Here is a 23,206-nt window from a genome sequence, read left to right on the forward strand (position 1 = left end):
CTCTCCGGGAGCCCGACATGTCCGAATTCCACGGCGTCTTTCCCTACCTCGTATCTCCCGTTGATGCCGACGGCACGGTGCGGACGAACGTCCTTGCGAAGCTATGTGAGGACCTGATCGCTGCCGGCGTCCACGGGCTGACGCCGCTGGGCTCGACCGGCGAATTCGCCTATCTCAATGCAGCGCAACGCACCTCTGTCGTACGGACCACGATCGAGGCGGCGAGGGGCCGCGTGCCGGTCGTAGCCGGCGTTGTCTCCACTTCGACGGCGGATGCGGTGGCGCAGGCGAGAGCCTATCAGGCCCTCGGCGCCGACGGCATCCTGGCGATCCTGGAGGCTTATTTCCCGCTCTCGGATGTCCAGGTGGAGTCCTACTTCCGCGCCATGGCCGATGCCGTGGACATTCCCGTCGTCATCTACACCAATCCGCAATTCCAGCGCTCCGATCTCACCCTCGACGTCATAGCGCGCCTCGCCGAGCATCCGCGCATCGGCTACATCAAGGACGCCTCGACCAACACCGGCCGGCTGCTCTCGATCATGAACCGCTGCGGGGACGCCTTGCGCGTGTTCTCCGCCTCCGCCCACATTCCGGCGGCGGTGATGCTGATCGGCGGCCGCGGCTGGATGGCGGGACCTGCCTGCATCATCCCGCGCCAGAGCGTGATGCTCTACGACCTCTGCAGGGCCGGCCGCTGGGACGAGGCCATGTCGCTCCAGCGCCGGCTGTGGCGCATCAACGAAGCCTTCGCCCGCTTCAACCTCGCCGCCTGCATCAAGGCCGGCCTTTCGATCCAGGGCTACGACGTCGGCGACCCCGTCCCGCCGCAGGCCGCGCTGACAGTCGAGCAGCGCAGGATCGTCGAAGCCGCGCTGAGGGAGTTGGCATAGCCGATTGTCACGCGGCAATATGTCCTCGGACGCCTGCCAAGAGCCAAGCCGTTCCCCATCTGCCTGACCGGGAAACTTCCATCCGCTTGGGACGTTGCTGCGTGAGCGAGGTCCGCCAGCTTATGTATCTGCATTCCGAGCATGGTCTTCAGCACACGCAGTGATCACCCATGAATCGTCGCTACGGAATTGCCGCGGCAGTTTTGGCCGCTCTGCTCGTCGTGGTCACCGCCGCGAAGATCCAGCATGTGCCGTGGACCACGCCTGCCGCGCGAGCCATCGAGCAGCGCGGGCCGTTGTCCGAGGCCGAAAAGGCCACCATCGACATCTTCGAACGCGTGTCTCCCTCGGTCGTCCAGGTGGCGGCGAAATCGGCGGCCAATCCGCTGATCGGCGAGGAAGCCCAGGGCGGCGCTTCCGGCACGGGATTCGTCTGGGACCGTGAGGGCCATCTCGTGACGAACAATCATGTCGTGGCCAATGGCGAGGAAATCGCCGTGCGTTTTGCGTCGGGAGAGGTGGCCCAGGTCGATCTGGTCGGCACGGCACCCAATTACGATCTTGCGGTGCTGCGGATCCGCAGTGTGCGCGAACTGCCTCCGCCGGTGGCGCTCGGCAGCTCGAGCGACCTGAAGGTCGGGCAATCCGCCTTTGCGATCGGTAACCCCTTCGGGCTGGATCAATCGATGACCAGCGGCATCATCAGCGCGCTCAAGCGCAGGCTCCCGACTCATGGCGGCCGGGAGATTGCCAATGTCATCCAGACGGACGCCGCGATCAATCCGGGCAATTCAGGCGGACCGCTGCTGGATTCTGCCGGCCGGCTGATCGGCGTCACGACCGCGATCATATCGCCGTCGGGTTCCAACGCCGGCATCGGCTTCGCGGTGCCGGTCGATATCGTGAACCGGATCGTGCCCGAGCTCATCCGCAACGGCCGGGTGCCGACACCCGGTATCGGCATCGTGGCCGCCAGCGAGGATGTGTCGACGCGGCTTGGTGTCGAAGGGGTGATCGTGGTCCGGACCGCTCCCGGCAGTCCTGCCGAGCGCGCGGGAATTCGTGGTGTCAACTTTTCGACCGGAGCGGTCGGAGACATCATCACCGCGGCCGACGGCAAGCCGGTGCGACGCCTCTCCGACCTGACCGATGCGCTTGAGCTGTCCGGGGCCGGAAAGACCGTTCGGCTCACGGTCAAGCGCGGCTCGGATACCCGTGATGTGAACGTAAGCATCATCGATATCGACAGGTCTTAGCGGGCCAATCCGCGCCTGCAAGGGGCTCTGACGCGCATTGCAGATGCGCCGGGGCTCGGTTGTCTGACCCGCAAAATCGGTTAAAACCGCCGCGGTCGTTTTCCGGATTTCGAGGACATAACGGAATGAACATTCTTCCCGGCAATTTGCGTTTCGGAGCGGGGCAACCCGTCAAGCGTTTGGAAGACCTCAGGCTGCTCACCGGGAAGGGACAGTTCATCGACGACAAGCCGGAAGACGGCGCGCTGTGGTTGCACGTGCTGCGTTCGCCGCATGCCCACGCCAAGATCGTCTCGATCGACACCAGCGCCGCGGCCGCAATGCCCGGCGTCACCGCGATCTACACCGGCGCGGACCTCGTCAAGGACGACATCGGCAGCATCCCGACGTTGAACATCTTCAAGCGCCCCGATGGCAAGCCGATGACAGTGCCGCCGCGCCGGCTGCTCGCCCACGAGGTCGTGCGCCATGCCGGCGAGGCCGTGGCCGCGGTGGTGGCTTCATCGCGCGTGGAGGCGCAGAGCGCCGCCGAGGCGATCGTGGTCGAATACGACGTGCAGCCCGCGGTGGTCGATCCCGTCGAAGCCGTGAAGCCCGGCGCGCCCGTGGTGTGGCCGGAGGCACCCGACAACATCGTCGGCGCGATGAGCTATGGCGACGCCGCCAGGGTCGACGAGGCCTTTGCCAAGGCCGCGCACACGGTCGAGCTCGACATCGTCAGCCAGCGCCTCGTTCCTTCCGCGATGGAGCCGCGCTCGACCATTGCCGAGATCGACAGGAAGTCCGGCCGTCTCCTCCTGCACGTGCAGTCGCAGACCCCGGCCTCGACCCGCGACGTGCTGGCGGAAGCCGTGCTCAAGCGTCCCAAGGACAGCGTGCGCGTGCTGGTCGGCGACATCGGCGGCGGCTTTGGCCAGAAGACCAACCTCTATCCGGAAGACGGCATCGTCGCCTATGCCGCGACCAAGTTGAACAAGAAGATCCGCTGGCGCGGCGATCGCACCGACGAGTTTGTCGGCGGCACCCATGGCCGCGATCTCACCTCGACGGCCTCGTTCGCGCTGGACGAGAAAGGCAAAGTGCTGGCCTATCGTGTCAAGTCGATCGGCTGTACCGGCGCCTATTCCTCGGGCGCGGCCAACATCATTCCGCTGGTGCTCGGGCCCTTCGTGCAGACCGGCGTCTACGATCTGCCGCTGGTGCATTTCGAAGTGAAGACGGTGATGACCCACACCGCGCCGGTCGGTGCCTATCGCGGCGCCGGCCGACCCGAAGCCGTCTTCATCGTCGAGCGCCTGTTTGACGCGGCCGCACGAAAAATCGGCATGGATCCGCGCGCGATCCGGAAAGCGAACTACATCAAGCCGGCGCAGCTGCCCTACACCAATGCCGCCGGCCAGGTCTACGATTCCGGCGCCTTCGCCCACATGCTCGACCGTGCCGTCAAGCTCGCCGACTGGGACGGCTTTGCCGCGCGCAAGAAGGCGGCGAAGAAGAAGGGCCTGCTCTACGGCCGCGGGCTCACCTCCTACATCGAGTGGACCGGCGGCCGCGCCCACACCGAGAAGGTCAGCCTGCACGCGACCTCTCAGGGGCGCGTCGTGCTGCATTCCGGCACCATGGCGATGGGGCAGGGGCTGCAGACCACCTACACCCAGATGATCTCCGACTCGCTCGGCATTCCCATGGACAAGATCGACGTCGTCCAGGGTGACACCGATCTCGCCATGGGCTTCGGCAGTGTCGGCTCGCGCTCGCTGTTCGTCGGCGGCACGGCGGTCGCGGTCTCCTCCAACGACCTGATCCAGAAGGCGCGCGAGAAAGCGGCCAACGTGCTGGAGACCTCGGTCGAGGACATCGAATATCAGGGCGGCATGCTCACCGTGGTCGGCACCGACCGCCGCATCAGCCTGTTCGATCTCGCCGAGAAGGAGCGCGGCGCCAAGCTCAGCGTCGATTCCGAAGGCGAGGTCGATGGTCCGAGCTGGCCCAACGGCACGCATATCTGCGAGGTCGAGATCGATCCCGAGACCGGCGTCTCCAAGGTCGTGCGCTACACCACGGTCGATGACGTCGGTATCGCCGTGAACCCGATGCTGGTCACCGGCCAGATCCATGGCGGCGTCGCGCAAGGGATCGGCCAGGCGCTGTATGAAGGCGTGTCCTACGACGCCGACGGCCAGCTCCTCACCGCGAGCTACCAGGATTACTGCATCCCGCGCGCCGACGACGTTCCGCCGATCGTGGTGACGCTCGACGATTCGGCGCCCTGCCGCACCAATCCGCTCGGCGCCAAGGGCTGCGGCGAATCCGGCGCGATCGGCGGCCCTCCTTGCGTCACCAACGGCGTGATGGACGCGCTCGCCGATCTCGGCATCACCCAGCTCAACACGCCCCTGACGCCGCAGAAGATCTGGCAGGCGATCCGGGATGCGAAGGCGGCGGGGTAAGCCTTCAAGGGCACCGTCATTGCGAGCGCAGCGAAGATTCCATGGGGAGTGGATAGCGACCAGGTCTGAGGCCAGACTGAGGGTTGCTGAATCCATTCAACCTGGAGACGACGATGTTGCTCGATCATCCTTCCGACGGACTGGCCGCTATCCGCACGCAGTTTGGCGCAATTTTTGTGTCATTGGAACTGAGCCGTTCGACATGGCTGGTCACTTCGCTGTCGCCCTGCAAGGGCGAGAAGATGTCCAAACGCAGCATGAAGGCCGGCGAGCTTTCGGAACTGTTGAAGCTGTTTGCGGAGCTGAAGCGCAAGGCGCAGGCGCGAACGGGTGAGAGCTATCCGCTCATCACGATCCAGGAGGCGGGGCTGGACGGGTTCTGGCTTCACCGCGCCCTGCAGCAGGAAGGCATCGAGAGCCACGTAGTCGATCCGGCCTCGATTGCGACGCCGCGCCGGCGCCGGCGGGCCAAGACGGACCGGCTGGATGGCGAGACGCTGTTGCGGACGCTGCTGGCCTACAAGCGCGGCGAGGTACGGGTCTGCGCCATGGTCGTTGCGCCCTCTCCGGCAGAGGAGGACCGCCGTAGGCTGTGCCGCGAGCGAGAGACCTTGATCGCGGAGCGGATCGAGCATGTGAACCGGATCAAGGGTCTTCTGTTCGCGCAAGGGATCTTCGACTACGCGCCGCTGCGGCGAGACCGGCGGAAGCGGCTGGAGGCCTTGCGGACGGGCGACGGGCGCGCCTTGCTGGCGCATCTGAAGGCGCAGATCAGCCGCGAACTCGACCGGCTCGAACTGCTGCTCGACCAGATCACGGCGGTGGAGCGCGAGCAGGATGCGTTGCTGGCCGCGAGCAAGGCGGCGGGGGAGAAGACCGTATCGAACCCGGTGGCAATGCTGCTCGAACTGAAGAGCCTGGGCCCGAACTTCACGGCCGTTCTCTGGTCGGAGGCCTTTTACCGGCAGTTCGCCAACCGCCGCCAGATTGCATCCTATGCCGGCCTTGCAGCCACGCCATGGCGCAGTGGCGGCATCGAGCGCGAGCAAGGCGTGTCGAAGGCTGGCAATCCGCGCCTGAGAACCACGATGATCCAGCTCGCCTGGCTCTGGGTACGCCACCAGCCTCAATCGGCTTTGACCCAGTGGTTCAAGGTGCACAGCCAACGCGGCCGCAAGCGCGCGATCGTGGCGCTCGCGCGCAAGCTGCTCGTGGCCCTCTGGAAGTACGTGACCGCGGGCGTGGTGATCGAGGGAGCCGAGATAAAGGCCGCCGCCTGACACCACGCTCCTCAGCCTCAAAGCCAATCCGCCGAGATTGATCAGCCTCGGCCGATCCGGGTGGACGAACCGATGGATTGCATGGCTTCAAACGCCGTAACGAAGAATGGTCTCGTCCTCTCGAGCCTGCCCGCCGCAAGCGGAATGTTGGTGCAGCCGCCGCCGCGCAGCGACCGAATGTGAGTTTGATCTGGCAAGCAAACCAGATTGCAAAAACCGGCTCGACCCTTGGATCGCCTGACGAAAAGGAGTTATCCGCCCGCTGCCCCGACTGCCAAAGCCTGATGGCGTGCTCGCTCGAGTCAAGGCCAAGTCGCTTCGCGACGGCCCTACGGGCCGACCTTGACTCGATCTGCGCGCGCCATCCTACGTGCTCCACGGTCGGGACGAAGAGCTGGCCTGCAATCGAACAAAGAGCTGAACAAACCGCCTTGACACACCAAATCCCCATGTGAGCAATCCAGGATCTTTCCGCAGCGGCAGTTCTGGATTGCTTCGAAGGGCTCCTCGCAATGACGGTGGAGAGGGCCGCAGCCATCAAATCCCGAGCATCATCTTCGCAATAATATCGCGCTGGATTTCCGAGGTGCCGCCGAAGATCGTGTAGGCGCGGCCGTTGAGATATTCAGGCATCACCGTCAGCATTTCCTCAGGTGTCGCCGGCTCGTGGTTGAGCTTGTAGAGCGGGCGCATCGGCTCGACTGCGAGCGCATCGTGGCCGATCACGTCGGCGCCCAGCCGCGTCACGGCCTGGCGGATCTCGCTGTTGCGCAGCTTCAGGATCGACGACACCGCGCCGGGATTTTGCCCGGTCTGCAGCGCCGAGAGCACGCGCAACTCGGTCATTTCCAGCGCGTCGATATCGACCTCCACCTCGGAGATCCGCGTCGCGATGTCGGGACTGTCGATTGCGCGGCCCGTGAGGTCGGAGCAGGCGAGATCCGCGATCGCCTTCAGGCCCTCGCGCAGCTTGGCGGAGGCGATGCCGGCGCCGCGCTCGAACTCAAGCAGATATTTGCCGTAGGTCCAGCCCTTGCCTTCCTCGCCGACGCGATTGGCGACGGGCACGCGGACGTCGTCGAAGAACACCTGGTTGACCTCGTGGTCGCCGCCGATGGTGAGGATGGGGCGCGTCGTGATGCCCGGCGTCTTCATGTCGATCAGGATGAAGCTGATGCCGTCCTGCTGCCGCGGCCCGTCGCTGGTGCGCACCAGTGCGAACATGCGGTTGGCGTGATGGGCATGCGTGGTCCAGATCTTGGTGCCGTTGATGATGTAGTCGTCGCCGTCGCGGACCGCGCGCGTCTTCAGCGAGGACAGATCGGAGCCGGAGCCCGGCTCGGAATAACCCTGGCACCAATAATCCTCGCCGGAGAGAATCCGCGGCAGGTATAAGTTCTTCTGCTCGGGGCTGCCGAAGCCGATGATGACGGGCCCGACCATCTTCACGCCCATCACGTTGACGTTCGGCACGCCGGCCCACGCGCATTCGGTCTCGAAGATCCAGCGCTGTGCCGGCGTCCAATTGGGACCGCCATATTCGACCGGCCAGCCCGGCGCGCCCCAGCCCTGCCGGTGCAGCGCGCGCTGCCAGGCCATGCCGATATCAGGATCGGAGAACACCGACGGCGTCAGCGCGGTCGCGCGCTTCATCTCCTCGGTGAGATTCTTTGCAATGAAGCCGCGCACCTCGTCCTGGAAGGCACGCTCCTCGACATTGAACGACAGGTCCATGAGGCTCTCCCGGTGTCAGGCCCTGCGGCCAAGTTCGGCGTGGCGGGCATAATGATGCGCGCTGCCGCCGAACAGCGTGTCGAATGCGACCAGCCGCTTGAAATAGGCGCCGACCTCGAGCTCCTCGGTGACGCCCATGCCACCGTGAAGCTGGATCGACTGCTCACCGACGAAGCGCGCGCATTTGCCGATCTTGGCTTTCGCGCCCGACGCCGCCCGGGCACGCTCGATCGGCGCAGCATCCACCTTCAACGCGGCCCGCAGCGCCATCGAGCGTGCCTCGTCCACCTGCATCGCCATGTCGGCGAGACGGTGGCGGATCACCTGGTTGGCCGAGAGCGGCCGGCCGAATTGCTTTCGAATCTTGGTGTATTCGAGCGTGGTGTCGAGCAGCGTCTGCATGATGCCGACAGCTTCGGCACCCAGCGCGGCCATGGCACGATCGACTGCCCATTCGATCGCCGGCAGCGCATCGCTGCCGTCGCCGAGCAGGGCATCCTCCGGCAGATGCGCGTCGAACAGCTCGATGTTGCAGGCACGTCCGCCGCCAAGACGCGGATAATCGTTGATGACGAGGCCCGGCGTCGTCGCCTGCACGAGGAACAGGCCGATCCGCCCCGACGGCCCCCGGTGATCGTGGATATGGGCGGAGACGATGATCTCGTCGGCGGCATGTCCGTCGAGCACGGCGATCTTGCTGCCGGCGAGGCGCCAGCCTTGCGACGTCTTGGTGGCGCTGGTCGTGACCTTGGCAAGATCGAACCGGGCCGCGCGCTCGGAATGCGCCAAGGCGAGCTTCAATGATCCGTCCGCTATCTTGGGCAGGCTCGCCTGCTTTTGCTTCGTGGTGCCGCATCTGGCGATCAGCGCGGCCCCGAGCACCACGGTCGCTACATAGGGCTCCGACACGAGCCCGCGGCCAAAGGCTTCCATCAGAATACCGATCTCGACCGCGCCGCCGCCGAGACCGCCGAATTCTTCGGGAAGGGGCAACGCCAGCCAGCCGAGGTCGGCGAACTGTTTCCACACCAAAGGGCTGAAGCCGAGCGGATCATTCGCGATTCTGCGGCGGTGATCGGCATCGTAGCTTTCGGCCACGAACCGCTCCACGCTCCCGCGCAGCAATTTCTGCTCGTCGCTGAGATTCAGGTCCATTGCGTCTACTCCGCGGCCGTCGGCGGCTTGCGCACGGAGGGATGCAGGCCGGAGGGATCGACGATCATGCCGAACTCCTGGAGATTATGCGCGTGACAGAGCTGATGCAGCGCGAAGGCCTGGTCGATCGCGGCGGGCTGGCCCATCACGTCGACCGAGCGGTTGACCGCCTCCTTGGTCAGTTTCAGCGCGAAGGAGGGCTTTGTCGCGATCCGGCGCGCCAGCTCCAGCACCCGCGATGACAGCTCGGCGCGCGGCACGACCTGGTTGACCATACCGAGCTGATGCGCGTCCTGCGCGCTCCAGCTGTCGGCGGTGAACAGGAACTCCTTGGCCTTGCGCGGCCCGAGCTCCCAGGGATGCACGAACCACTCGACGCCGCAGACGCCCATGGTGACGACGGGATCGCAGAACTGCGCATCGTCGCTGGCGACGATGAGGTCGCAGGCCCAGGCCAGCATGAGACCGCCGGCGATGCACTTGCCGTGCACCTCGGCAATGGTCGGCTTGGCGAGGTTGCGCCAGCGCCGCGTGATCTGGAGATATATTTCCTGCTCGCGCGCGAAGCGGCCATGCGCGTTGGGTTCGGCGAAGCCGCCCCAATTTCCGATCGGCGGGAAATCGACGCCTGCGGCGTTCTTGCCGCCCGGACGCAGGTCATGGCCGGACGAGAAGTGCGGACCCGCACCGGCGAGGATGATCACCTTGACCGCGTCGTCCTGCACCGCTGCATCGAAAGCGGCGTTGAGGTCGTAGGTCATCTGCAGGTTCTGGGCGTTGCGCGCCTCGGGCCGGTTCATCACGACACGGACGATGGCCGGCTCCGGCCGCTCCACGAGAATGGTCTCGAACGAGGACATCGCGCTCCTCCTGGCGTTTCCGCTTTTGTTTTGCCGGAGTTGACTATGACCGCCTGCGATAGGCAAGGGGCTTGCGTCAGTCGGCTGGGGTGCCCCATTCGCCGCAGTCATTCCGGGATGGTCCGGAGGACCAGACCCGGAATCTCGAGATTCCGGGTTCGCTTCGCGCCCCGGAATGACGCGGGAAGCTGGCATCGTGTGATCGCTATCTGATATTGAATCACAGGATTCCACCGGGAGAAATTTGATGCGCAAGATCCTGACCGTGCTGGCGGCGCTGGCCTCGCTCAGCCTGACCAATTGCGGCTACAACGCGATCCAGACCGAGGACGAGCAGATCAAAGCCAACTGGTCCGAGGTCGTGAACCAGTATCAGCGCCGCGCCGATCTCGTGCCCAATCTCGTCAACTCGGTGAAGGGCTTTGCGCAGCAGGAGAAGGACGTGCTGCTCGGTGTCACCAATGCCCGGGCCAAGGTCGGCAGCATCCAGGCAACGCCGGAGGTGCTGAATGATCCCGCCGCCTTCCAGAAATTCCAGGCCGCCCAGGGCGAGCTCTCCAGCGCGCTGTCGCGTCTCCTGGTCGTCACCGAGAACTATCCGCAGCTGAAGTCCGATGCCTTGTTCAGGGACCTGATGTCCCAGTTGGAGGGCACAGAGAACCGCATCACGGTGGCGCGCAACCGCTACATCAAGGCAGTGCAGGAGTATAACGTCACCATCCGCTCCTTCCCGACCAACCTCACCGCGCTGGCGTTCGGTTACAAGGAGAAGCCGAACTTCTCGGTCGAGAACGAGAAGGCGATCTCGACCGCGCCGAAGGTGGATTTCAATCCGTCACCAGCGCCGTCGAAGTAGCTGCGTTCGGCTTCCGATGCGGGCCCCACACTCCACTGTCATTCCCCGCGAAAGCGGGGAATCCAGTACGCCGCGGCTTCACGGCTCGAGCAGCGCGGCCTCTGGAATACTGGATCGCCCGCCTGCGCGGGCGATGACAGCGCGAATGTGGCGGGCGTATTCGTTGGTCGCCGCACTGGTCCTCGCCATCGCACTGCTTCTCACCCTCGCATTCCCCACCCGCGCCGACGTCGCCGTCCCCCAACTCACCGGCCGCGTCGTCGATCAGACCGGCACGCTCTCCAGCAGCGACATCGCCTCGTTGTCGCAAAAATTGCGCGAGTTCGAGAACCGCAAGGGCAGCCAGATCGCCGTCCTGATCGTGCCGACGACGGAGCCGGAAACGATCGAGCAATTCTCGATCCGCGTCGCGGAGGTCTGGAAGATCGGGCGCAAGAAGGTCGATGACGGCGCGATCCTCGTCGTCGCCAAGAACGACCGGCATTTGCGCATCGAGGTCGGCTACGGCCTCGAAGGCGCGCTCACCGATGTCACCTCGCGGCGCATCATCGACGAGGACATCACGCCGAAATTTCGCAGCGGCGATTTTTCAGGTGGCATCTCGGCGGGCGTCGATCGCATGATCCGCGTGATCGACGGCGAGCCGCTGCCGACGCCCTCGCGCAGCGTGAATTTCGGCAGCTGGAACGACATCGAGCCGCTGTTTTACTTCGTATTGTTCGGCCCCCTCGTCGTGGGCGGATTTCTGCGCGCCATGTTCGGGCGTCTGTTGGGTTCGGTGGTGGCCGGAGTCATCGTCGGCGTCCTCGCCTGGTTCGTGCTGGAGTCTGCCGTGATTGGCCTCGGCGCCGGTGTGCTCGGCGCCATCCTGACCTTCATCGCGGATCTGTTGGGGGTGGGATCGGCGACAGGCCGCTCGCGCGGCGGCTCCTGGTCGAGCGGCTCCTCGTCCGGCGGCTGGAGCAGCGGATCATCGTCGAGCGACGGTGGCGGTTTCAGCGGCGGAGGCGGCAGCTTCGGCGGCGGCGGCGCCTCGGGGAGCTGGTAGCAGTCATGAGCATCAAGCGCATTGCCCGACATCTCGTGCAGCATCATTGGCGGGCGAAGCAGATTTTTCCGCGAACCGTGCTCGAACGCATCGAGCAGGCGATCGAGCGCGGCGAAGCCTCCCATTCCGGCCAGATCCGCTTCGTGGTCGAAGGCGCGCTCGACGGCGGCCCCCTGTTCCGCAACCAGCCGGCGCGCGAGCGTGCGCTCGACGTGTTCTCGCACTTGCGCATCTGGGACACCGCGCACAACAACGGCGTCCTCATCTATCTCCTGCTCGCCGACCGCGACGTCGAGATCATCGCCGACCGCGGCATCGACGCGAAGGTTGGCGCCGAGGGCTGGGAGACCATCTGCCAGGCGATGGAGGCCGATTTCAGATCGGGCCAGTTCGAACGCGGTGTGATCGCCGGCATCGAGGCGGTGTCGCGCGAACTGGCGCGCCATTTCCCGCCGGGCGGCCCGCATCCGAACGAGCTGCCGGATGCGCCGGTGGTGATGTGAATGCCGGCTGACGCCCCACACGCAATGACGATGTGGACGCAGCGGACGCGTTAACTCTCTCGCCGTCGCACTGAAGCGCCCGCTTCTTCAGCGCGCCGCGAACGCGACGGCCCGGCCGTTGCGCCGCCATTCATCTTGCCCCGATTACAAACTGTTTCACGCCCGCCACACCGGTTCCATTTTCCCGGCCTAATTCGGCCCCGGATGAGTTCCTAAAATTTCGGTAAGCGGATCCGAAGGTAAGGATTTCGCAAGCAATGAAAGTTACCAAAAGGTCAACCGAGACTGGAGTATTTGAGCCGTGAGCGAACCATTGCCCGAGCAGGCTGCCCAGGATTCCGGTGCTGTCGACGCCGCAGCGCCGCAGGCCGTCGAGGCTGCCGCCGGTATCGAGGCCCCCTCGATTGCCCCCGACCACGAGGCGCCGCCCAAGCCGGATCCGGTCAAGGCGGAAGCCCCGAAGGTGGAGCCGCCGCGGATCGAGGTGCCGAAGTTCGAAGCTAAGACCGAAGCCAATCCCGAGCCGAAGCTCGGCAAGCTCATCGTCATGTCGCCTGCCGACCGCACCTGGGAGCGCGAGGAGTTCGCTCCGCATGTGAAGGCGGACGAGCCGCGCGAAACCGGTAGCAAGCGCCGCCTCTCGGCCATGGCTGCCGCGGTGGCGATTGCCGCCGGCGTCGGCGCGATCAGCGGTGCGCTCGCGACCGCCGGCATGATGCATTTCGCATCCCCGGCCCAGGCGCCAGTACAGGTCGCCGATACCAGCGCGCTGGATGCGTCCGTCGCCCGGATCGATGCCGATCTCGTCGCACTGAAGGCCAATGTCGAGCAGAGCTCGAAGACCGGAGTCAGCCAGTTGAGCCGGACCAACGAGCGCCTCGACAAGCTCGAAAAGGCGCAGGCCGAGCCGCTGGCCAAGATCGCCAAGCTGTCTGAGACCGTCGACAAGCTCCGCGCGACTCCGCCCGCCGCACCTGCGCAAGCCACGGCCGCACCGGCCAAGGAGACCACCGGCTCGATCGCGCCGACCCAGCTCGCGACTGCTGCGGCCGCACCGGCTCCCGCTCCCGCCGCGCCCAAGACCGAGATTGGACGTCTCCCGACGGTCGAGGGCTGGCGGCTGCGCAACGCCGGCAACGGCGGTGCGCTGATCGAGGGCCGCTACGGCATCTACGAGGTCTATCCCGGCGACCCCATACCCGGGGTCGGCCGCGTCGATGCAATTCGCCGCCAGGACGGCCGCTGGGTGGTCGTCACCAGCAGGGGCCTGATCGTCGCGCGCTGAACATTCGATATTCGACCGTCGCAGAGGCGCTTCACCACCCTGTGAGGCGCCTTTTTTGCTTGAATAGGCGTCCCTGCGCGGTGTTACCTGAGGCATGAGCCGCGCGCTGCGAATTCTCGTTGCTGCCGTCGCATTGCTGGGCGGTGTCGTTTCGCTCTTCGCAGCGGAGAACACTGCGCTGACGCGCGGCATCGCGATCACCGATCCCGATCTCCTGCGCAAGCTCGACCAGAACAATACGCTGACGATCCCACGTCTGCTATCGCCGGAGCGGAACGCGGACGTCCCGCTCACGACTGAGCTGATGTTCGTGTCTCTGCCGCAGCTGAAGGAGATCGTGCCGGCTATCGATGCGGAGTTCGAGCGCTACATCGCGCGGTACAAGGCGACATATCCGGGCGAGACCATCGGCGTCGGCGAGGGTTTTGATGCGCAACTGTTCGACCTCGCCAATCTGAGATCGCACGACACGCGCTTCGTGCTGGCCGGGATCGTCAATCGCATGGACCGTGCCTATGTCTCTGAAGGGTCCTGCGGCGAGATCCGGCTGATCTATCGTCTTACGCGTTTCGACAGCGGGCCGGATGGCGGCAAGACCGCAACGCGCCTGCCGATGACGTTCAACCTCGTGATGAAGGCGCGCGATGTGCGCCAGACGGACGGGAACGGCAAGTCGATCAGCTGCGCCGATGTCGCGCGGCGCTGGCTCGACAATGCCGACTGGCAAGATTTGATCGGCAGCCGCCTCCCGCCTCACGACGCCATGCTCGACCGCATCGAGACCAACATTCAGGTCTCGGTCGCACCGAAATCGACGCTGCACGATTTCCGCTCCGACTATCTGCTCAAGGTGTTCAAGTACGACGCTGCCGGCAAGACCTTCGAGGAATCGACACTGGAGAACCAGATCGACCGCGACCGGATTCTTGCTGACGACGTGCTGCGGCGCGACTTCAAGACCTGGCTGCTCGCGCCCGATCATCTTCGCGAGTTCGATCGTGGCACCGTGCTGATCCCGGAGAAATTCCTGGCCAAGGCTGCGGTGGTACCGACCCCCGCCGGCCTCGATGCCTCGGCCTTGCAGCCGGAGTTCGGCATGATGCAAGGAGAGGGCAAAGGCGATGGCGTCTTCACCGACAATGACGTGGTCAGCGCGCTGAAGCAGGCGGCGGCACGCGGCGTCGACATGCAGAATGTCCGCTCGGTCGCAGGCTTCCAGCGCCGTCTCAACGACGTCACCTGCGCCGGCTGCCATCAGACCCGCGGCATCGGCGGATTCCATTTTCCGGGCGTCGATTGGCTTGCTGACAAGCCATCGAATTCCACCATCGTGCCGGCCTCGCCGCATTTCTTCGGCGATCAGCTCCGCCGCCGCGACATCCTGACCGCGTTCGCGGCCGGAAAACACCCCGATTTCTCACGCGGATTTGCCAGCCGGCCGCAGACCCGCGGCGGAAGCGAGCTCGCCGGCACCGAATATCAGGACGGCTGGGGCGCGCATTGTTCCCTGCAAGACGCGGGATCGGGAACGCGGGATGAGAGTTTTACGTCATGGAGCTGTGCTAACGGTCTCACCTGTCAGGCTGCCGCGGCCTCGCGCCGCATCGGCATGTGCTTCATCAAGACGCGTTAGCGCGTGATCCGACCCGGAGGCCAGCGCAAAGTGTGTAGCGGTTTTCCGAAAAGATCACGCGCAAGATAGAACTAGAAGCGATTCGGATGGTTCATGGCGGATACGAGGCAAGCCAACAAGGAGCGCAATCGCGAGATTGCGCGGAATGAAGAAGCCAAGCAGATCACCGGCAGCATCCGCGTCAGCACCTGGGCGGTTGCGGTGGCCGTCATCGTCGGCGGGATCCTGTTCACGCTCGGCTGGCTGTCGCTGAGGTAGCTTTTCTTCGCCTCTGCCCGCATGCGGGGAGAGGGAAAAGAAGAAGCCTCACTTCGCGTAATTCGTCATCCGTTTGCCCGGCAATAGCTCATAGGCCGGCTTCCAGCCTGGCAGCGCGGCCATGCGGCCGAGCCAGGCATGAACGGCCGGATGGCTCTGCGCGAAATCAAAGCCGTGCTCGTCGCTCGGATAGTGCAGATAGGCCATCATCGAGATGTCGGCGACCGTCGGCTTCGCACCGATCGCGAATTCATTGTGCTGGAGGTGCCCGTCGAGGATGCCGAGGAAATCCTCGAGTCGCCGGCGAAAATGCTTCAGCACCTGAGAATCGCTCTTTTCGGTGAAGGCGCGCATGAAGCGATAGGTCGCCATGTAGCCGGTGAGCTTGTGGTTGTCCCAGAACAGCCAGCGCAGCAGCTCGAACTTCTCGTCCTCCGTCTCGGCGGCGAAGCGGCCGTATTGCTCGGCCAGTCTCAGCAGCAGCGGCGCGGTCTGCGTCATCTTCGCGCCGTCGATCTCGAGCACGGGAATCTCGCCCATCTCGTTCACGTTCCGGCGCCACTCCGCCGTGCGCGTAACGCCGCCGGCGAAATCGGTCCAGACCGGCTCGAACGTCTCGCCGCAAAGCGTGAGCATCAGCGCCAGCTTGTAGCTGTTGCCGGATTCAGGGAAGTAGTGCAGGCGGTAGCTGGGCATGGGACCTCGCGGCATCGGTGTGTTGCCGATTGTTATAGCGAGATAGTCCCTCACCGTCATTGCGAGCACAGCGAAGCAAATCCAGCAATGCGTCCGCGGAGACACTCTGGATTTGCTTCGCTGCGCTCGCAATGACGGGGTTGGAGCGACGCGCTCCTAACCAACCGCCCCCGACGACCTCAGCGTCTTGATCGTCGCCTCGTCGTATCCCGCCTCGCGCAAGATCTCGTCACTGTGCTCGCCGACGGCGGGCGGCTTGCGCGGCTGCACCTTCTTGGCGCCGTCGATCCAGATCGGGCTGTTGATGGTCAGCATGGTGTCGTTCTCGAACGGCACCAGCACCTCGTTGTCGAGCATCTGCTTGTCGTTCGGGATGTCGTCCAGAATGGCGACGACACCGAACACGAGGCCATTGCCGTCGAGAATCTTGCGCCATTCGGCGAGATCCCTGGTGGCGAAGGTCTCGTCCAGGATCTTGATCAGCTCGACCGAGCGGGCGTGGCGGTCGGCCTTGGTGGCGAAGCGGGGATCGTCGATCAGATCCTCGCGCCCGAGGCAGCGCGCCAGCGTCGGAAACTGCTTCTCCTCGTTCAGCAGCGACAGGATCAGCCAGCGGCCGTCCTTGCACTGATAGTGATTGGCGACCGCATTGAGCGCGCGCTCGCGCGGTCGTCGCTCGCCGAACTTGGAGCCGCAGAGCTTTGCCTGGGCCAGCACGCTTGCCGCCCACACCCCGTTCGCCATCAGGTTGGAGGCGACGTGTGAACCCTTGCCGGTCTTCTCGCGCTGATAGAGCGCAGTGACGATGGCCCCGTAGAACGCCATGGCGCAGGGATGATCGCCCATGCCGGCGACCGAGCGCGCCGGCGTGGTGTCGGTGTCGGCGCGGACGAGGTCCATCAGGCCGGAGCGCGCCCAATAGGCGTTGCTGTCGAAGCCGGGCTTGTTGGCTTCCTCGCCCTTCTCGCCATAGCCGGTGAAGGAGGCATAGATCAGCCGATCGTTGAGATGGGCGAGATGGTCGTAGGTGATGCCGAGCTTGGCGCGCACCGGCGGCGGCATGTTGGTGATGAAGACGTCGGCTTCCGCCACCAGCTTGTAGAGCACGGCCTGCGCCTGGGGTTTTGCGAGGTCGAGCGCGATGCTCTTCTTGTTGCGAGCCTCCAAGAGCCAGGCGAAATTGTGCTCGCCGGTCGGATAACCCGGCAGGTTGGGCAGATTGCGGTAGGGGTCGCCGGTGCCGGGCGGCTCGATCTTGATGACATCGGCGCCGAAATCCGACAGCACGGTCGCGGCCGCGGGCGCTGCGATGAAGCTCGCGCAGTCCAGAACCTTCAGCCCCGCAAAAATGCCCTTGTCCATCGCGGCGTTGCTCCCTCGCTCCTGTTGTTTCCCGCGCGCTGGAATTGGCGCAGGCCAGTGATGGGAGCATTAGACCGATGTTTCGACGGGATGCAACGGCGCCGGGCGCAGGGCCTCACTCCTCCCCCGCAAGCAGTGCCGCATTGCCGCCCGCTGCAGCCGTGTTGATCGTCACCGTCTGCTCGGTGGCGAAGCGCGCGAGGTAGTGCGGGCCGCCGGCCTTGGGGCCGGTTCCGGACAGTCCGTTGCCGCCGAACGGCTGCACGCCGACCACGGCGCCGATCATGTTGCGGTTGACGTAGATGTTGCCGACGTGGACGCGGTCGATGATGGCCTCGACCGTATCGTCGATGCGGGAGTGCACGCCGAGGGTGAGCCCGTAGCCGGTGCGCTCGATGGCCTGCAACACGCGCGCGAGGTTCTCGGCGCGATAGCGCACGACATGCAGGATCGGCCCGAAGACCTCCTCGGTGAGCTGACCGGCCTCCTTGAGCTCGAAGATGTGCGGCGCGACGAAGCAGCCCTCCGGCGCCTGGCCTGCAAAGTGCAGCCGCGCCTCGCGCTTCATCCGCGCGATATGCGCATCGAGGCGCTGCTTTGCCTCCGTGTCGATCACCGGCCCGACATGCGTCGCGACGTCAGAGGGATCGCCGATCTTGAGCTCGCGCGCGGCGCCCGCGATCATCTCGATCATGCGGTCGGCGACATCCTCCTGCACGAACAAGAGCCGCAGCGCCGAGCAGCGCTGGCCGGCGGAGCGGAACGCGGAGGTGACGACATCGTCGGCGACCTGCTCGGGCAGTGCGGTCGCGTCCGCGATCATGGCGTTGATGCCGCCGGTCTCTGCGATCAGCGGCACGATCGGCCCGTCCTTGCCCGCGAGCGTCCGATTGATGCTGCGGGCGACCTCGGTCGAACCGGTGAAGACGACGCCGGCGATGTCCTGGTGTGCGGTCAGCACCGCCCCGATACGGCCGTCGCCGGTGACGAGATGCAGCGCGCTCCTGGGGATGCCGGCCTCGTGCAGCAGCGCGACGGCCTCATGTGCGATGCGCGGGGTCTGCTCGGCGGGTTTTGCGACCACGCTGTTGCCGGCCATCAGCGCCGCCGTGACCTGGCCGAGGAAGATCGCCAGTGGAAAGTTCCACGGCGAGATCGCCACGAACACGCCGCGGCCGCGCAGGCTAAGCGCGTTGCTCTCGCCGGTCGGGCCCGGCATGGCGGCATCGTTCCCGAACAGCTTGCGGCCCTGCGCGGCGTAGTAGCGGCAGAAGTCCGCGGCCTCGCGCAGCTCCGACAGCGCGTCGTCCAGCGTCTTGCCGCCCTCGCTTTGCAACAGCGTGATGAAACGGGCACCCCGGCACTCCAACAGATGCGCGGCCTGCTCCAGCGCTGCCGCGCGTGCGCCCGCCGGCGCCCGGCTCCAACTGGCGAAGCCCGCGCGCGCAGCGGCTACCGCCGCGTTGGCCTGATCCGGCGTCGCGTTGGTGACGGACTTGAGATCGGCTGCTTCCGCCTTGACGTCGGCCAGCAGCCGGTCGAGCGCGGCACGCTCACCGAATTCGATGCCGCGCGAATTGCGCCGCTCCGGCGCGAACAGATCTGCCGGCAACGGAATCCTGGGATGAGCGGCCTGTTGCGGTCGGCCGACGGCATCCGCCGGGCGCTGCAGCAGCGCCGAAACCGGCACGCGATAATCGGCGGCCTGCGCCACGAACGAGGAGTTGGCGCCGTTCTCCAGCAGCCGTCGCACCAGATAGGCGAGCAGGTCGCGATGGCTGCCCACGGGCGCATAGGTGCGGTAGGCGATGTCTGGGTGATCCTCGGCAAGCTGCTCGTAGAGCGCTTCGCCCATGCCGTGCAGGCGCTGGAATTCGAATCCGCCGCTGTCAGCGGCAAGCTCCAGCACGGTCGCGACCGTCAGCGCATTGTGGGTGGCGAATTGCGGGAAGATGCGCGGCCGCAGGCTCAAGAGTTTCGAGGCGCAGGCGACGTAGTTGAGATCCGTCATCGCCTTGCGCGTGAACACGGGATAGCCGTCGAGGCCGCGCTCCTGCGCGCGCTTGATCTCGGTATCCCAATAGGCGCCCTTGACCAGCCGGACCATCAGCTTGCGGTCATGCGCACGCGCCAGCGCATCGACATAGTCGATCATCGCGCTGGCGCGCTTCTGATAGGCTTGGATCGCCAGGCCAAATCCGTCCCAGCCGGCAAGTGAGGCATCGGCGAGCGTCGCTGCGATCACGTCGAGCGACAGCTCCAGCCGGTCGGCCTCCTCAGCGTCGACGGTGAAGTTGAGGTCGTGGGCTTTGGCGCGCTGCGCGAGGTCCAGCAGTTGCGGCACCAGTTCGGCCATTACGCGCGCGCGGCTGATCGCCTCGAAGCGCGGATGCAGCGCCGAAAGTTTTACCGAGATCCCGGGTCGGTCGGGCAGGGGATGGTTGCCAGCCGCTTTGCCGATCGTCTCGATGGCACTGGCATAGGCGTCGAAATAGCGCCTGGCGTCCGCCGCCGTGCGCGCGCCTTCGCCAAGCATGTCGAAGGAATAGCGCGGCTTCTGGCCCGAGCGCGGCCGGGCCCGCTCCAGCGCCTGCTCGATGGTTTCGCCCAGCACGAAATGATTGCCCATCAGCCGCATCGCCTGGCGCGTGGCGGTGCGCACCGCCGGTGCGCCCAGACGCTTCACCAGCCGGCCTATGGTGCCGTCGGGCGTCTCGCCGGGCTGGATCACCCGCGCCGACAGGCCGAGCGCCCAGGCCGAGGCGTTGACCAGGAACGCGGTGGACTTGGTCTCGTGGTGGATGAAGTCGCCCTCGCCGAGCTTGTCCTCGATGAACTGGTCGGCGGTCCGGGCATCGGGCACGCGCAGCAGCGCTTCCGCCAGCACCATCAGCGCGAGCCCCTCCTTGGTCGAGAGCGCGAACTCCCGCAGCATATCCTCGATCCCGCCGAGGCGGTCGTCGCGCTTGCGGATCGCCTCGATCAACCGCGTCGCGGCGCGGTCGATCCGCGCATCCTGCGGAGGGCTCAGATGGGCCGATGGCAACAGGCGCGCAGCAATGTCGGCGTCGTCAGGGGCGTAGGGAGCAGTGAAGGGCGGCGGGATGTTCGGCATGGCGTGTCCTGTGGCTGAAATTCAGGATAAAGCCCGCATGACCGTAGTTCGATAGACAATTTAGCCGATTTGCCTTAGAAAATGAAGATCATTCACCATTAAGCCTCGTAAGATATGGAACTTGATCGCATCGACCGGAGAATCCTCTCGATTTTGCAAGAGGACGGGCGCATCGCCAATGTCGAGCTCGCCGAGCGCATTGGCCTCTCGCCGACCTCGATCGGCGAGCGGCTGAAGCGCTTGCAGCGCGAGGGGTTCGTCGAGGGCTATGGCGCGCGGCTCAATCCGCACCGGCTCGGCCTCGGCTTGCTCGTGTTCGTCGAGGTGCTGCTCGACAAGACCACACCCGACAATTTCGAGCGCTTTGCGCGCGCGGTGAAGCTCGCGCCCGAGGTGCTGGAGTGTCACATGGTTGCCGGCGGCTTCGACTATCTTGTGAAGGCGCGGCTTGCGGACATGACCGCCTATCGACGCTTTCTCGGCGAGACCCTGCTGTCGATGCCGGGCGTGCGCGAGACGCGGACCTATGCGGTGATGGAGGAGATCAAGCGCGACGCACCATTGCCGGTGGGTTAGCGCAGTGCTGTCGCGATTGTCATTGCTGTAGTCGGAAAGGCGGTCTTTGCAGGAAAAATAGTTATCCTCGTGCAATCGCAACGCCTGTCGTCGAATGCACCGGCCGTCTTCTTAAATTTTTTGGCCCGCTCCCGGACAGATCCGGGAGGCAGCAAAGGCTGCGCGGGCTTATACTTTGAGGTTCTCCGCGGAGGTCTTGCCCCGGTTTGCGATCTCTTCGTATTCCACCGTCTGTCCCTCGTTGAGGGTGGACAGACCGGCTTTCTGCACCGCCGAGATATGCACGAACACATCCTTGCCACCCGACGCAGGCTGGATAAATCCATAACCCTTCGTCGGGTTGAACCACTTGACCGTACCTTTAGCCATCACGACTTCTCCGCGGGTCTTCCTCCGAGATCTCGAACCGCCAGTCCCCGCCAACCAGCCGGTTCGGTCATAGCAGGATACGCGGAATGTGGCAGGCTTGGTAGCTCAAACCACATCGGCATTTCGCCGAATTCCGCTCAACTTCGCGGCGTTTTTGCCGGTTTTGCCCGTTTCGCGGTCAAATGGCCCAGACGCGTCTCACCAACCGTCAATACGTCGCTGCCAGATAATCGACGATCTTGCCGACATCGGCATCGTCGATCGGTGCGCCATAGACCTTGATCATCTTGGTCACCTCGGCCTGCCAGAAGCCCTTCTTGTCCTTCATCGGCGGCTGCGTGGCGATGTAGTCGGACGAGTGGCAGGCGCTGCAATTGCCCTGCACGACCTCGAGATTGGGCCCCGGCTTGAACGCCGCGATCTCGTCGGGGGTCTTGTAATTGACCGGCGCGGCAAACGTTGAACCCACTGCCGCGGCGAGGGTGAGCGCGATGGCGAGGAGAACGGTGCGCTGCATGATCAGTCTCCTTCAGGCCACCGTCACGCGGACGGTTTCGACGACATTGCGCAAATAACCCGCCGGGTTCCAGCGCGGCGTATCCGGCTGTGTCTCGCCGCCATTGCCGGTGGCGCGGACCTTGAGCTCATGGCTGCCTGCCGCGAGCTTCACCGGCAGCTTCCATTCGCGGAAGGCGTACTTGCCGAGGTCCCTGCCGAGCTTTGCGCTCACCCAAGTCTGCCCGCCGTCGGTGGAGACCTGGACCTCCTTGATGCCCTTGCCGCCGTCGAAGGCGATGCCGCGCAGGGTGGTCGCTCCCGCCTTCAGCTTGGCGCCATCGGGGACGCTGGTGATGAAGGAGCGGATGGTGAAGCGGTTGATCGGGATCGTTGCCTTCGGCGCGGTGCCCGGCTCGACCGCGTTGTTGGGCGTGTCAGGGATGCGATAGGCCGACTTCATCCAGAAGCCGTCATAGACGTTGTCGATGACGGTGATCTCGTTGAGGTGCTTGACCCAGTAGGTGCCGTAATAACCGGGCACGATCAGGCGCAGCGGGAAGCCGTTGAGGAACGGCAGGTCCTCGCCGTTCATGCCATAGGCCAGCATCACCTCGCCGTCGGTGGCGTGATCGATGTCGAGGGCCTTGATGAAGTCCGGCGTCTTGTCGTTGACCGGCCCGTCCATGCCGTTGAACGTCACCTGCTTGGCGCCGGTCTGAACGCCCGCCAACTCCAGCACCGCCTTCAGCGGCACGCCGCGCCAGCGCGCACAGCCCATCGCGCCATTGGCGAGCTGGCCGCCGGCGACGCGCGGCTCGAAGAAGCCGCGGCTGTTGCCCGAGCACTGGTTGACGGCGACGATCTCCGTCGCCTTCATCTTCCTGATGTCTTTCAGCGACAATTTCAGCGGCTTGTCGACCTTGCCCTTGACCTCGAGCGTGAACTTGTCGGGGTCGAGATTGTAGGGCAGGTCGGAGAGGTGATAGCGCACGAAGAACGCGTTGTTCGGCGTGATCGGGCCGTCATTGAACACCGCAAACGGCGTCTCGAGCTGTGGCGGCCGGCTGGTGAGGCCGATCATTGGCCGCTTCTGCGGATATTTCACCAGCGGCCGTTCGCCATTGGCGAAGGGCAGGGTGACGGTGTCGAGTGCCAGCGCCTTGGTGGAATTCAGTGTGGCCGCAAGCGCGGCAAGCCCCGCTCCTTTGAGCAGGTCGCGTCGATCGAACATTCTGGTCTCCTCCCGGAGCTTTTCGTTGGACCAGCGGTCATCACCGTAAGACCCGTGCTCATCTGTCGCAACGATTTGGATGATGTCAATTCGTGCTTTCGCAGCAAGCCCATGCCGCTGCGTTGCAGCAGGCCGGTGTTACGCGGCG

The 23,206-nt window shown here is 65.1% G+C and carries 20 protein-coding genes; 11 read left to right on the forward strand and 9 right to left on the reverse strand.

The genetic code is table 11. The features are described from left to right. Positions 1-17: 17 nt before the first annotated feature. The 4 genes from P6U27_RS06305 (at position 18) to P6U27_RS06320 (ending at position 5,879) form a co-directional block, all read left to right on the forward strand. On the forward strand, positions 18-893 hold the full coding sequence (locus P6U27_RS06305; protein ID WP_122401122.1) for a dihydrodipicolinate synthase family protein: 876 nt from the start codon (positions 18-20) through the stop codon (positions 891-893). Between the two features lie 170 nt (positions 894-1,063). Continuing rightward, on the forward strand, positions 1,064-2,149 hold the full coding sequence (locus tag P6U27_RS06310; protein WP_407193739.1) for a S1C family serine protease: 1,086 nt from the start codon (positions 1,064-1,066) through the stop codon (positions 2,147-2,149). A 125-nt stretch (positions 2,150-2,274) separates the two neighbouring features. Further along, entirely contained in the window at positions 2,275-4,599 is a 2,325-nt protein-coding gene (locus tag P6U27_RS06315; RefSeq protein ID WP_122401124.1) for a xanthine dehydrogenase family protein molybdopterin-binding subunit, read from the forward strand. Positions 4,600-4,712: 113 nt separating this feature from the next. Next, positions 4,713-5,879: an IS110 family transposase gene (locus P6U27_RS06320; RefSeq protein ID WP_122406387.1), complete on the forward strand. Its 1,167-nt coding sequence runs from the start codon at positions 4,713-4,715 to the stop codon at positions 5,877-5,879. A gap of 537 nt (positions 5,880-6,416) precedes the next feature. Here the strand turns inward: P6U27_RS06320 and P6U27_RS06325 are convergent. The 3 genes from P6U27_RS06325 to P6U27_RS06335 are packed head-to-tail and all read right to left on the reverse strand — an operon-like array spanning position 6,417 to position 9,628. Continuing rightward, on the reverse strand, positions 6,417-7,613 hold the full coding sequence (locus P6U27_RS06325; protein ID WP_407193740.1) for an acyl-CoA dehydrogenase family protein: 1,197 nt from the start codon (positions 7,611-7,613) through the stop codon (positions 6,417-6,419). A gap of 15 nt (positions 7,614-7,628) precedes the next feature. Beyond that, positions 7,629-8,768 (reverse strand): acyl-CoA dehydrogenase family protein, encoded by a 1,140-nt coding sequence (locus P6U27_RS06330; RefSeq protein ID WP_122401126.1) that lies wholly within the window; start codon positions 8,766-8,768, stop codon positions 7,629-7,631. Positions 8,769-8,773: 5 nt separating this feature from the next. Continuing rightward, positions 8,774-9,628 carry an enoyl-CoA hydratase gene (locus P6U27_RS06335; protein ID WP_162500135.1) on the reverse strand — a complete coding sequence of 285 codons (855 nt, stop codon included), beginning with the start codon at positions 9,626-9,628 and terminating at the stop codon, positions 8,774-8,776. Between the two features lie 247 nt (positions 9,629-9,875). Here P6U27_RS06335 and P6U27_RS06340 point away from each other — a divergent pair, with 247 nt between their 5' ends. The 6 genes from P6U27_RS06340 to P6U27_RS06365 all read left to right on the forward strand — a co-directional run bounded on the left by P6U27_RS06340 (position 9,876) and on the right by P6U27_RS06365 (position 15,211). Beyond that, positions 9,876-10,484 carry a LemA family protein gene (locus P6U27_RS06340; protein ID WP_122401128.1) on the forward strand — a complete coding sequence of 203 codons (609 nt, stop codon included), beginning with the start codon at positions 9,876-9,878 and terminating at the stop codon, positions 10,482-10,484. 133 nt (positions 10,485-10,617) lie between these two features. Beyond that, positions 10,618-11,532: a YgcG family protein gene (locus P6U27_RS06345; RefSeq protein ID WP_122401129.1), complete on the forward strand. Its 915-nt coding sequence runs from the start codon at positions 10,618-10,620 to the stop codon at positions 11,530-11,532. 5 nt (positions 11,533-11,537) lie between these two features. Next, positions 11,538-12,035, forward strand: a complete 498-nt coding sequence (locus tag P6U27_RS06350) for a TPM domain-containing protein (RefSeq protein ID WP_407193741.1) — start codon at positions 11,538-11,540, stop codon at positions 12,033-12,035. 313 nt (positions 12,036-12,348) lie between these two features. After that, on the forward strand, positions 12,349-13,320 hold the full coding sequence (locus P6U27_RS06355) for a hypothetical protein (protein WP_162500548.1): 972 nt from the start codon (positions 12,349-12,351) through the stop codon (positions 13,318-13,320). A gap of 94 nt (positions 13,321-13,414) precedes the next feature. Continuing rightward, positions 13,415-14,953 carry a hypothetical protein gene (locus P6U27_RS06360; protein WP_122401132.1) on the forward strand — a complete coding sequence of 513 codons (1,539 nt, stop codon included), beginning with the start codon at positions 13,415-13,417 and terminating at the stop codon, positions 14,951-14,953. A gap of 93 nt (positions 14,954-15,046) precedes the next feature. Beyond that, the gene (locus tag P6U27_RS06365) at positions 15,047-15,211 is read left to right on the forward strand and encodes a hypothetical protein (protein WP_174221549.1); all 165 of its coding nucleotides are present in this window, start codon (positions 15,047-15,049) and stop codon (positions 15,209-15,211) included. Positions 15,212-15,259: 48 nt separating this feature from the next. Here the strand turns inward: P6U27_RS06365 and P6U27_RS06370 are convergent, their stop codons facing one another. The 3 genes from P6U27_RS06370 to putA all read right to left on the reverse strand — a co-directional run bounded on the left by P6U27_RS06370 (position 15,260) and on the right by putA (position 20,384). Then, positions 15,260-15,907: a glutathione S-transferase family protein gene (locus P6U27_RS06370; RefSeq protein WP_122401133.1), complete on the reverse strand. Its 648-nt coding sequence runs from the start codon at positions 15,905-15,907 to the stop codon at positions 15,260-15,262. A 156-nt stretch (positions 15,908-16,063) separates the two neighbouring features. Then, positions 16,064-17,269, reverse strand: a complete 1,206-nt coding sequence (locus P6U27_RS06375; protein ID WP_122401134.1) for a CaiB/BaiF CoA-transferase family protein — start codon at positions 17,267-17,269, stop codon at positions 16,064-16,066. A gap of 115 nt (positions 17,270-17,384) precedes the next feature. Next, positions 17,385-20,384, reverse strand: a complete 3,000-nt coding sequence (putA, locus tag P6U27_RS06380; protein WP_122401135.1) for a bifunctional proline dehydrogenase/L-glutamate gamma-semialdehyde dehydrogenase PutA — start codon at positions 20,382-20,384, stop codon at positions 17,385-17,387. A 114-nt stretch (positions 20,385-20,498) separates the two neighbouring features. Here putA and P6U27_RS06385 point away from each other — a divergent pair, with 114 nt between their 5' ends. Further along, positions 20,499-20,960, forward strand: coding sequence for an Lrp/AsnC ligand binding domain-containing protein (locus P6U27_RS06385; RefSeq protein WP_122401136.1), 462 nt, complete (start codon positions 20,499-20,501; stop codon positions 20,958-20,960). A gap of 168 nt (positions 20,961-21,128) precedes the next feature. On the opposite strand, the gene P6U27_RS06390 is transcribed toward P6U27_RS06385, so the two are convergent. The 3 genes from P6U27_RS06390 to P6U27_RS06400 all read right to left on the reverse strand — a co-directional run bounded on the left by P6U27_RS06390 (position 21,129) and on the right by P6U27_RS06400 (position 23,058). Then, complete coding sequence (locus P6U27_RS06390; protein ID WP_008563500.1) at positions 21,129-21,329, reverse strand: cold-shock protein; 201 nt, start codon at positions 21,327-21,329, stop codon at positions 21,129-21,131. A 208-nt stretch (positions 21,330-21,537) separates the two neighbouring features. Continuing rightward, positions 21,538-21,846, reverse strand: a complete 309-nt coding sequence (locus tag P6U27_RS06395) for a cytochrome c (protein WP_162500136.1) — start codon at positions 21,844-21,846, stop codon at positions 21,538-21,540. Between the two features lie 12 nt (positions 21,847-21,858). Beyond that, the gene (locus tag P6U27_RS06400; RefSeq protein WP_122401138.1) at positions 21,859-23,058 is read right to left on the reverse strand and encodes a molybdopterin-dependent oxidoreductase; all 1,200 of its coding nucleotides are present in this window, start codon (positions 23,056-23,058) and stop codon (positions 21,859-21,861) included. Between the last annotated feature and the right edge of the window lie 148 nt (positions 23,059-23,206).

This window comes from Bradyrhizobium sp. STM 3566 (assembly GCF_045571445.1).
In the GTDB taxonomy this organism is placed as follows: Bacteria; Pseudomonadota; Alphaproteobacteria; order Rhizobiales; family Xanthobacteraceae; genus Bradyrhizobium; species Bradyrhizobium vignae.

Coding starts and splice junctions, on each gene's coding strand:
- putA (WP_122401135.1), bottom strand. CDS start 20,384: ATGCCGAACATCCCGCCGCCCTTCACTGCTCCCTACGCCCCTGACGAC.
- P6U27_RS06390 (WP_008563500.1), bottom strand. CDS start 21,329: ATGGCTAAAGGTACGGTCAAGTGGTTCAACCCGACGAAGGGTTATGGA.
- P6U27_RS06370 (WP_122401133.1), bottom strand. CDS start 15,907: ATGCCCAGCTACCGCCTGCACTACTTCCCTGAATCCGGCAACAGCTAC.
- P6U27_RS06400 (WP_122401138.1), bottom strand. CDS start 23,058: ATGTTCGATCGACGCGACCTGCTCAAAGGAGCGGGGCTTGCCGCGCTT.
- P6U27_RS06315 (WP_122401124.1), top strand. CDS start 2,275: ATGAACATTCTTCCCGGCAATTTGCGTTTCGGAGCGGGGCAACCCGTC.
- P6U27_RS06340 (WP_122401128.1), top strand. CDS start 9,876: ATGCGCAAGATCCTGACCGTGCTGGCGGCGCTGGCCTCGCTCAGCCTG.
- P6U27_RS06395 (WP_162500136.1), bottom strand. CDS start 21,846: ATGCAGCGCACCGTTCTCCTCGCCATCGCGCTCACCCTCGCCGCGGCA.
- P6U27_RS06345 (WP_122401129.1), top strand. CDS start 10,618: ATGACAGCGCGAATGTGGCGGGCGTATTCGTTGGTCGCCGCACTGGTC.
- P6U27_RS06320 (WP_122406387.1), top strand. CDS start 4,713: ATGTTGCTCGATCATCCTTCCGACGGACTGGCCGCTATCCGCACGCAG.
- P6U27_RS06305 (WP_122401122.1), top strand. CDS start 18: ATGTCCGAATTCCACGGCGTCTTTCCCTACCTCGTATCTCCCGTTGAT.
- P6U27_RS06365 (WP_174221549.1), top strand. CDS start 15,047: ATGGCGGATACGAGGCAAGCCAACAAGGAGCGCAATCGCGAGATTGCG.
- P6U27_RS06385 (WP_122401136.1), top strand. CDS start 20,499: ATGGAACTTGATCGCATCGACCGGAGAATCCTCTCGATTTTGCAAGAG.
- P6U27_RS06335 (WP_162500135.1), bottom strand. CDS start 9,628: ATGTCCTCGTTCGAGACCATTCTCGTGGAGCGGCCGGAGCCGGCCATC.
- P6U27_RS06310 (WP_407193739.1), top strand. CDS start 1,064: ATGAATCGTCGCTACGGAATTGCCGCGGCAGTTTTGGCCGCTCTGCTC.
- P6U27_RS06375 (WP_122401134.1), bottom strand. CDS start 17,269: ATGGACAAGGGCATTTTTGCGGGGCTGAAGGTTCTGGACTGCGCGAGC.
- P6U27_RS06360 (WP_122401132.1), top strand. CDS start 13,415: ATGAGCCGCGCGCTGCGAATTCTCGTTGCTGCCGTCGCATTGCTGGGC.
- P6U27_RS06325 (WP_407193740.1), bottom strand. CDS start 7,613: ATGGACCTGTCGTTCAATGTCGAGGAGCGTGCCTTCCAGGACGAGGTG.
- P6U27_RS06330 (WP_122401126.1), bottom strand. CDS start 8,768: ATGGACCTGAATCTCAGCGACGAGCAGAAATTGCTGCGCGGGAGCGTG.
- P6U27_RS06350 (WP_407193741.1), top strand. CDS start 11,538: ATGAGCATCAAGCGCATTGCCCGACATCTCGTGCAGCATCATTGGCGG.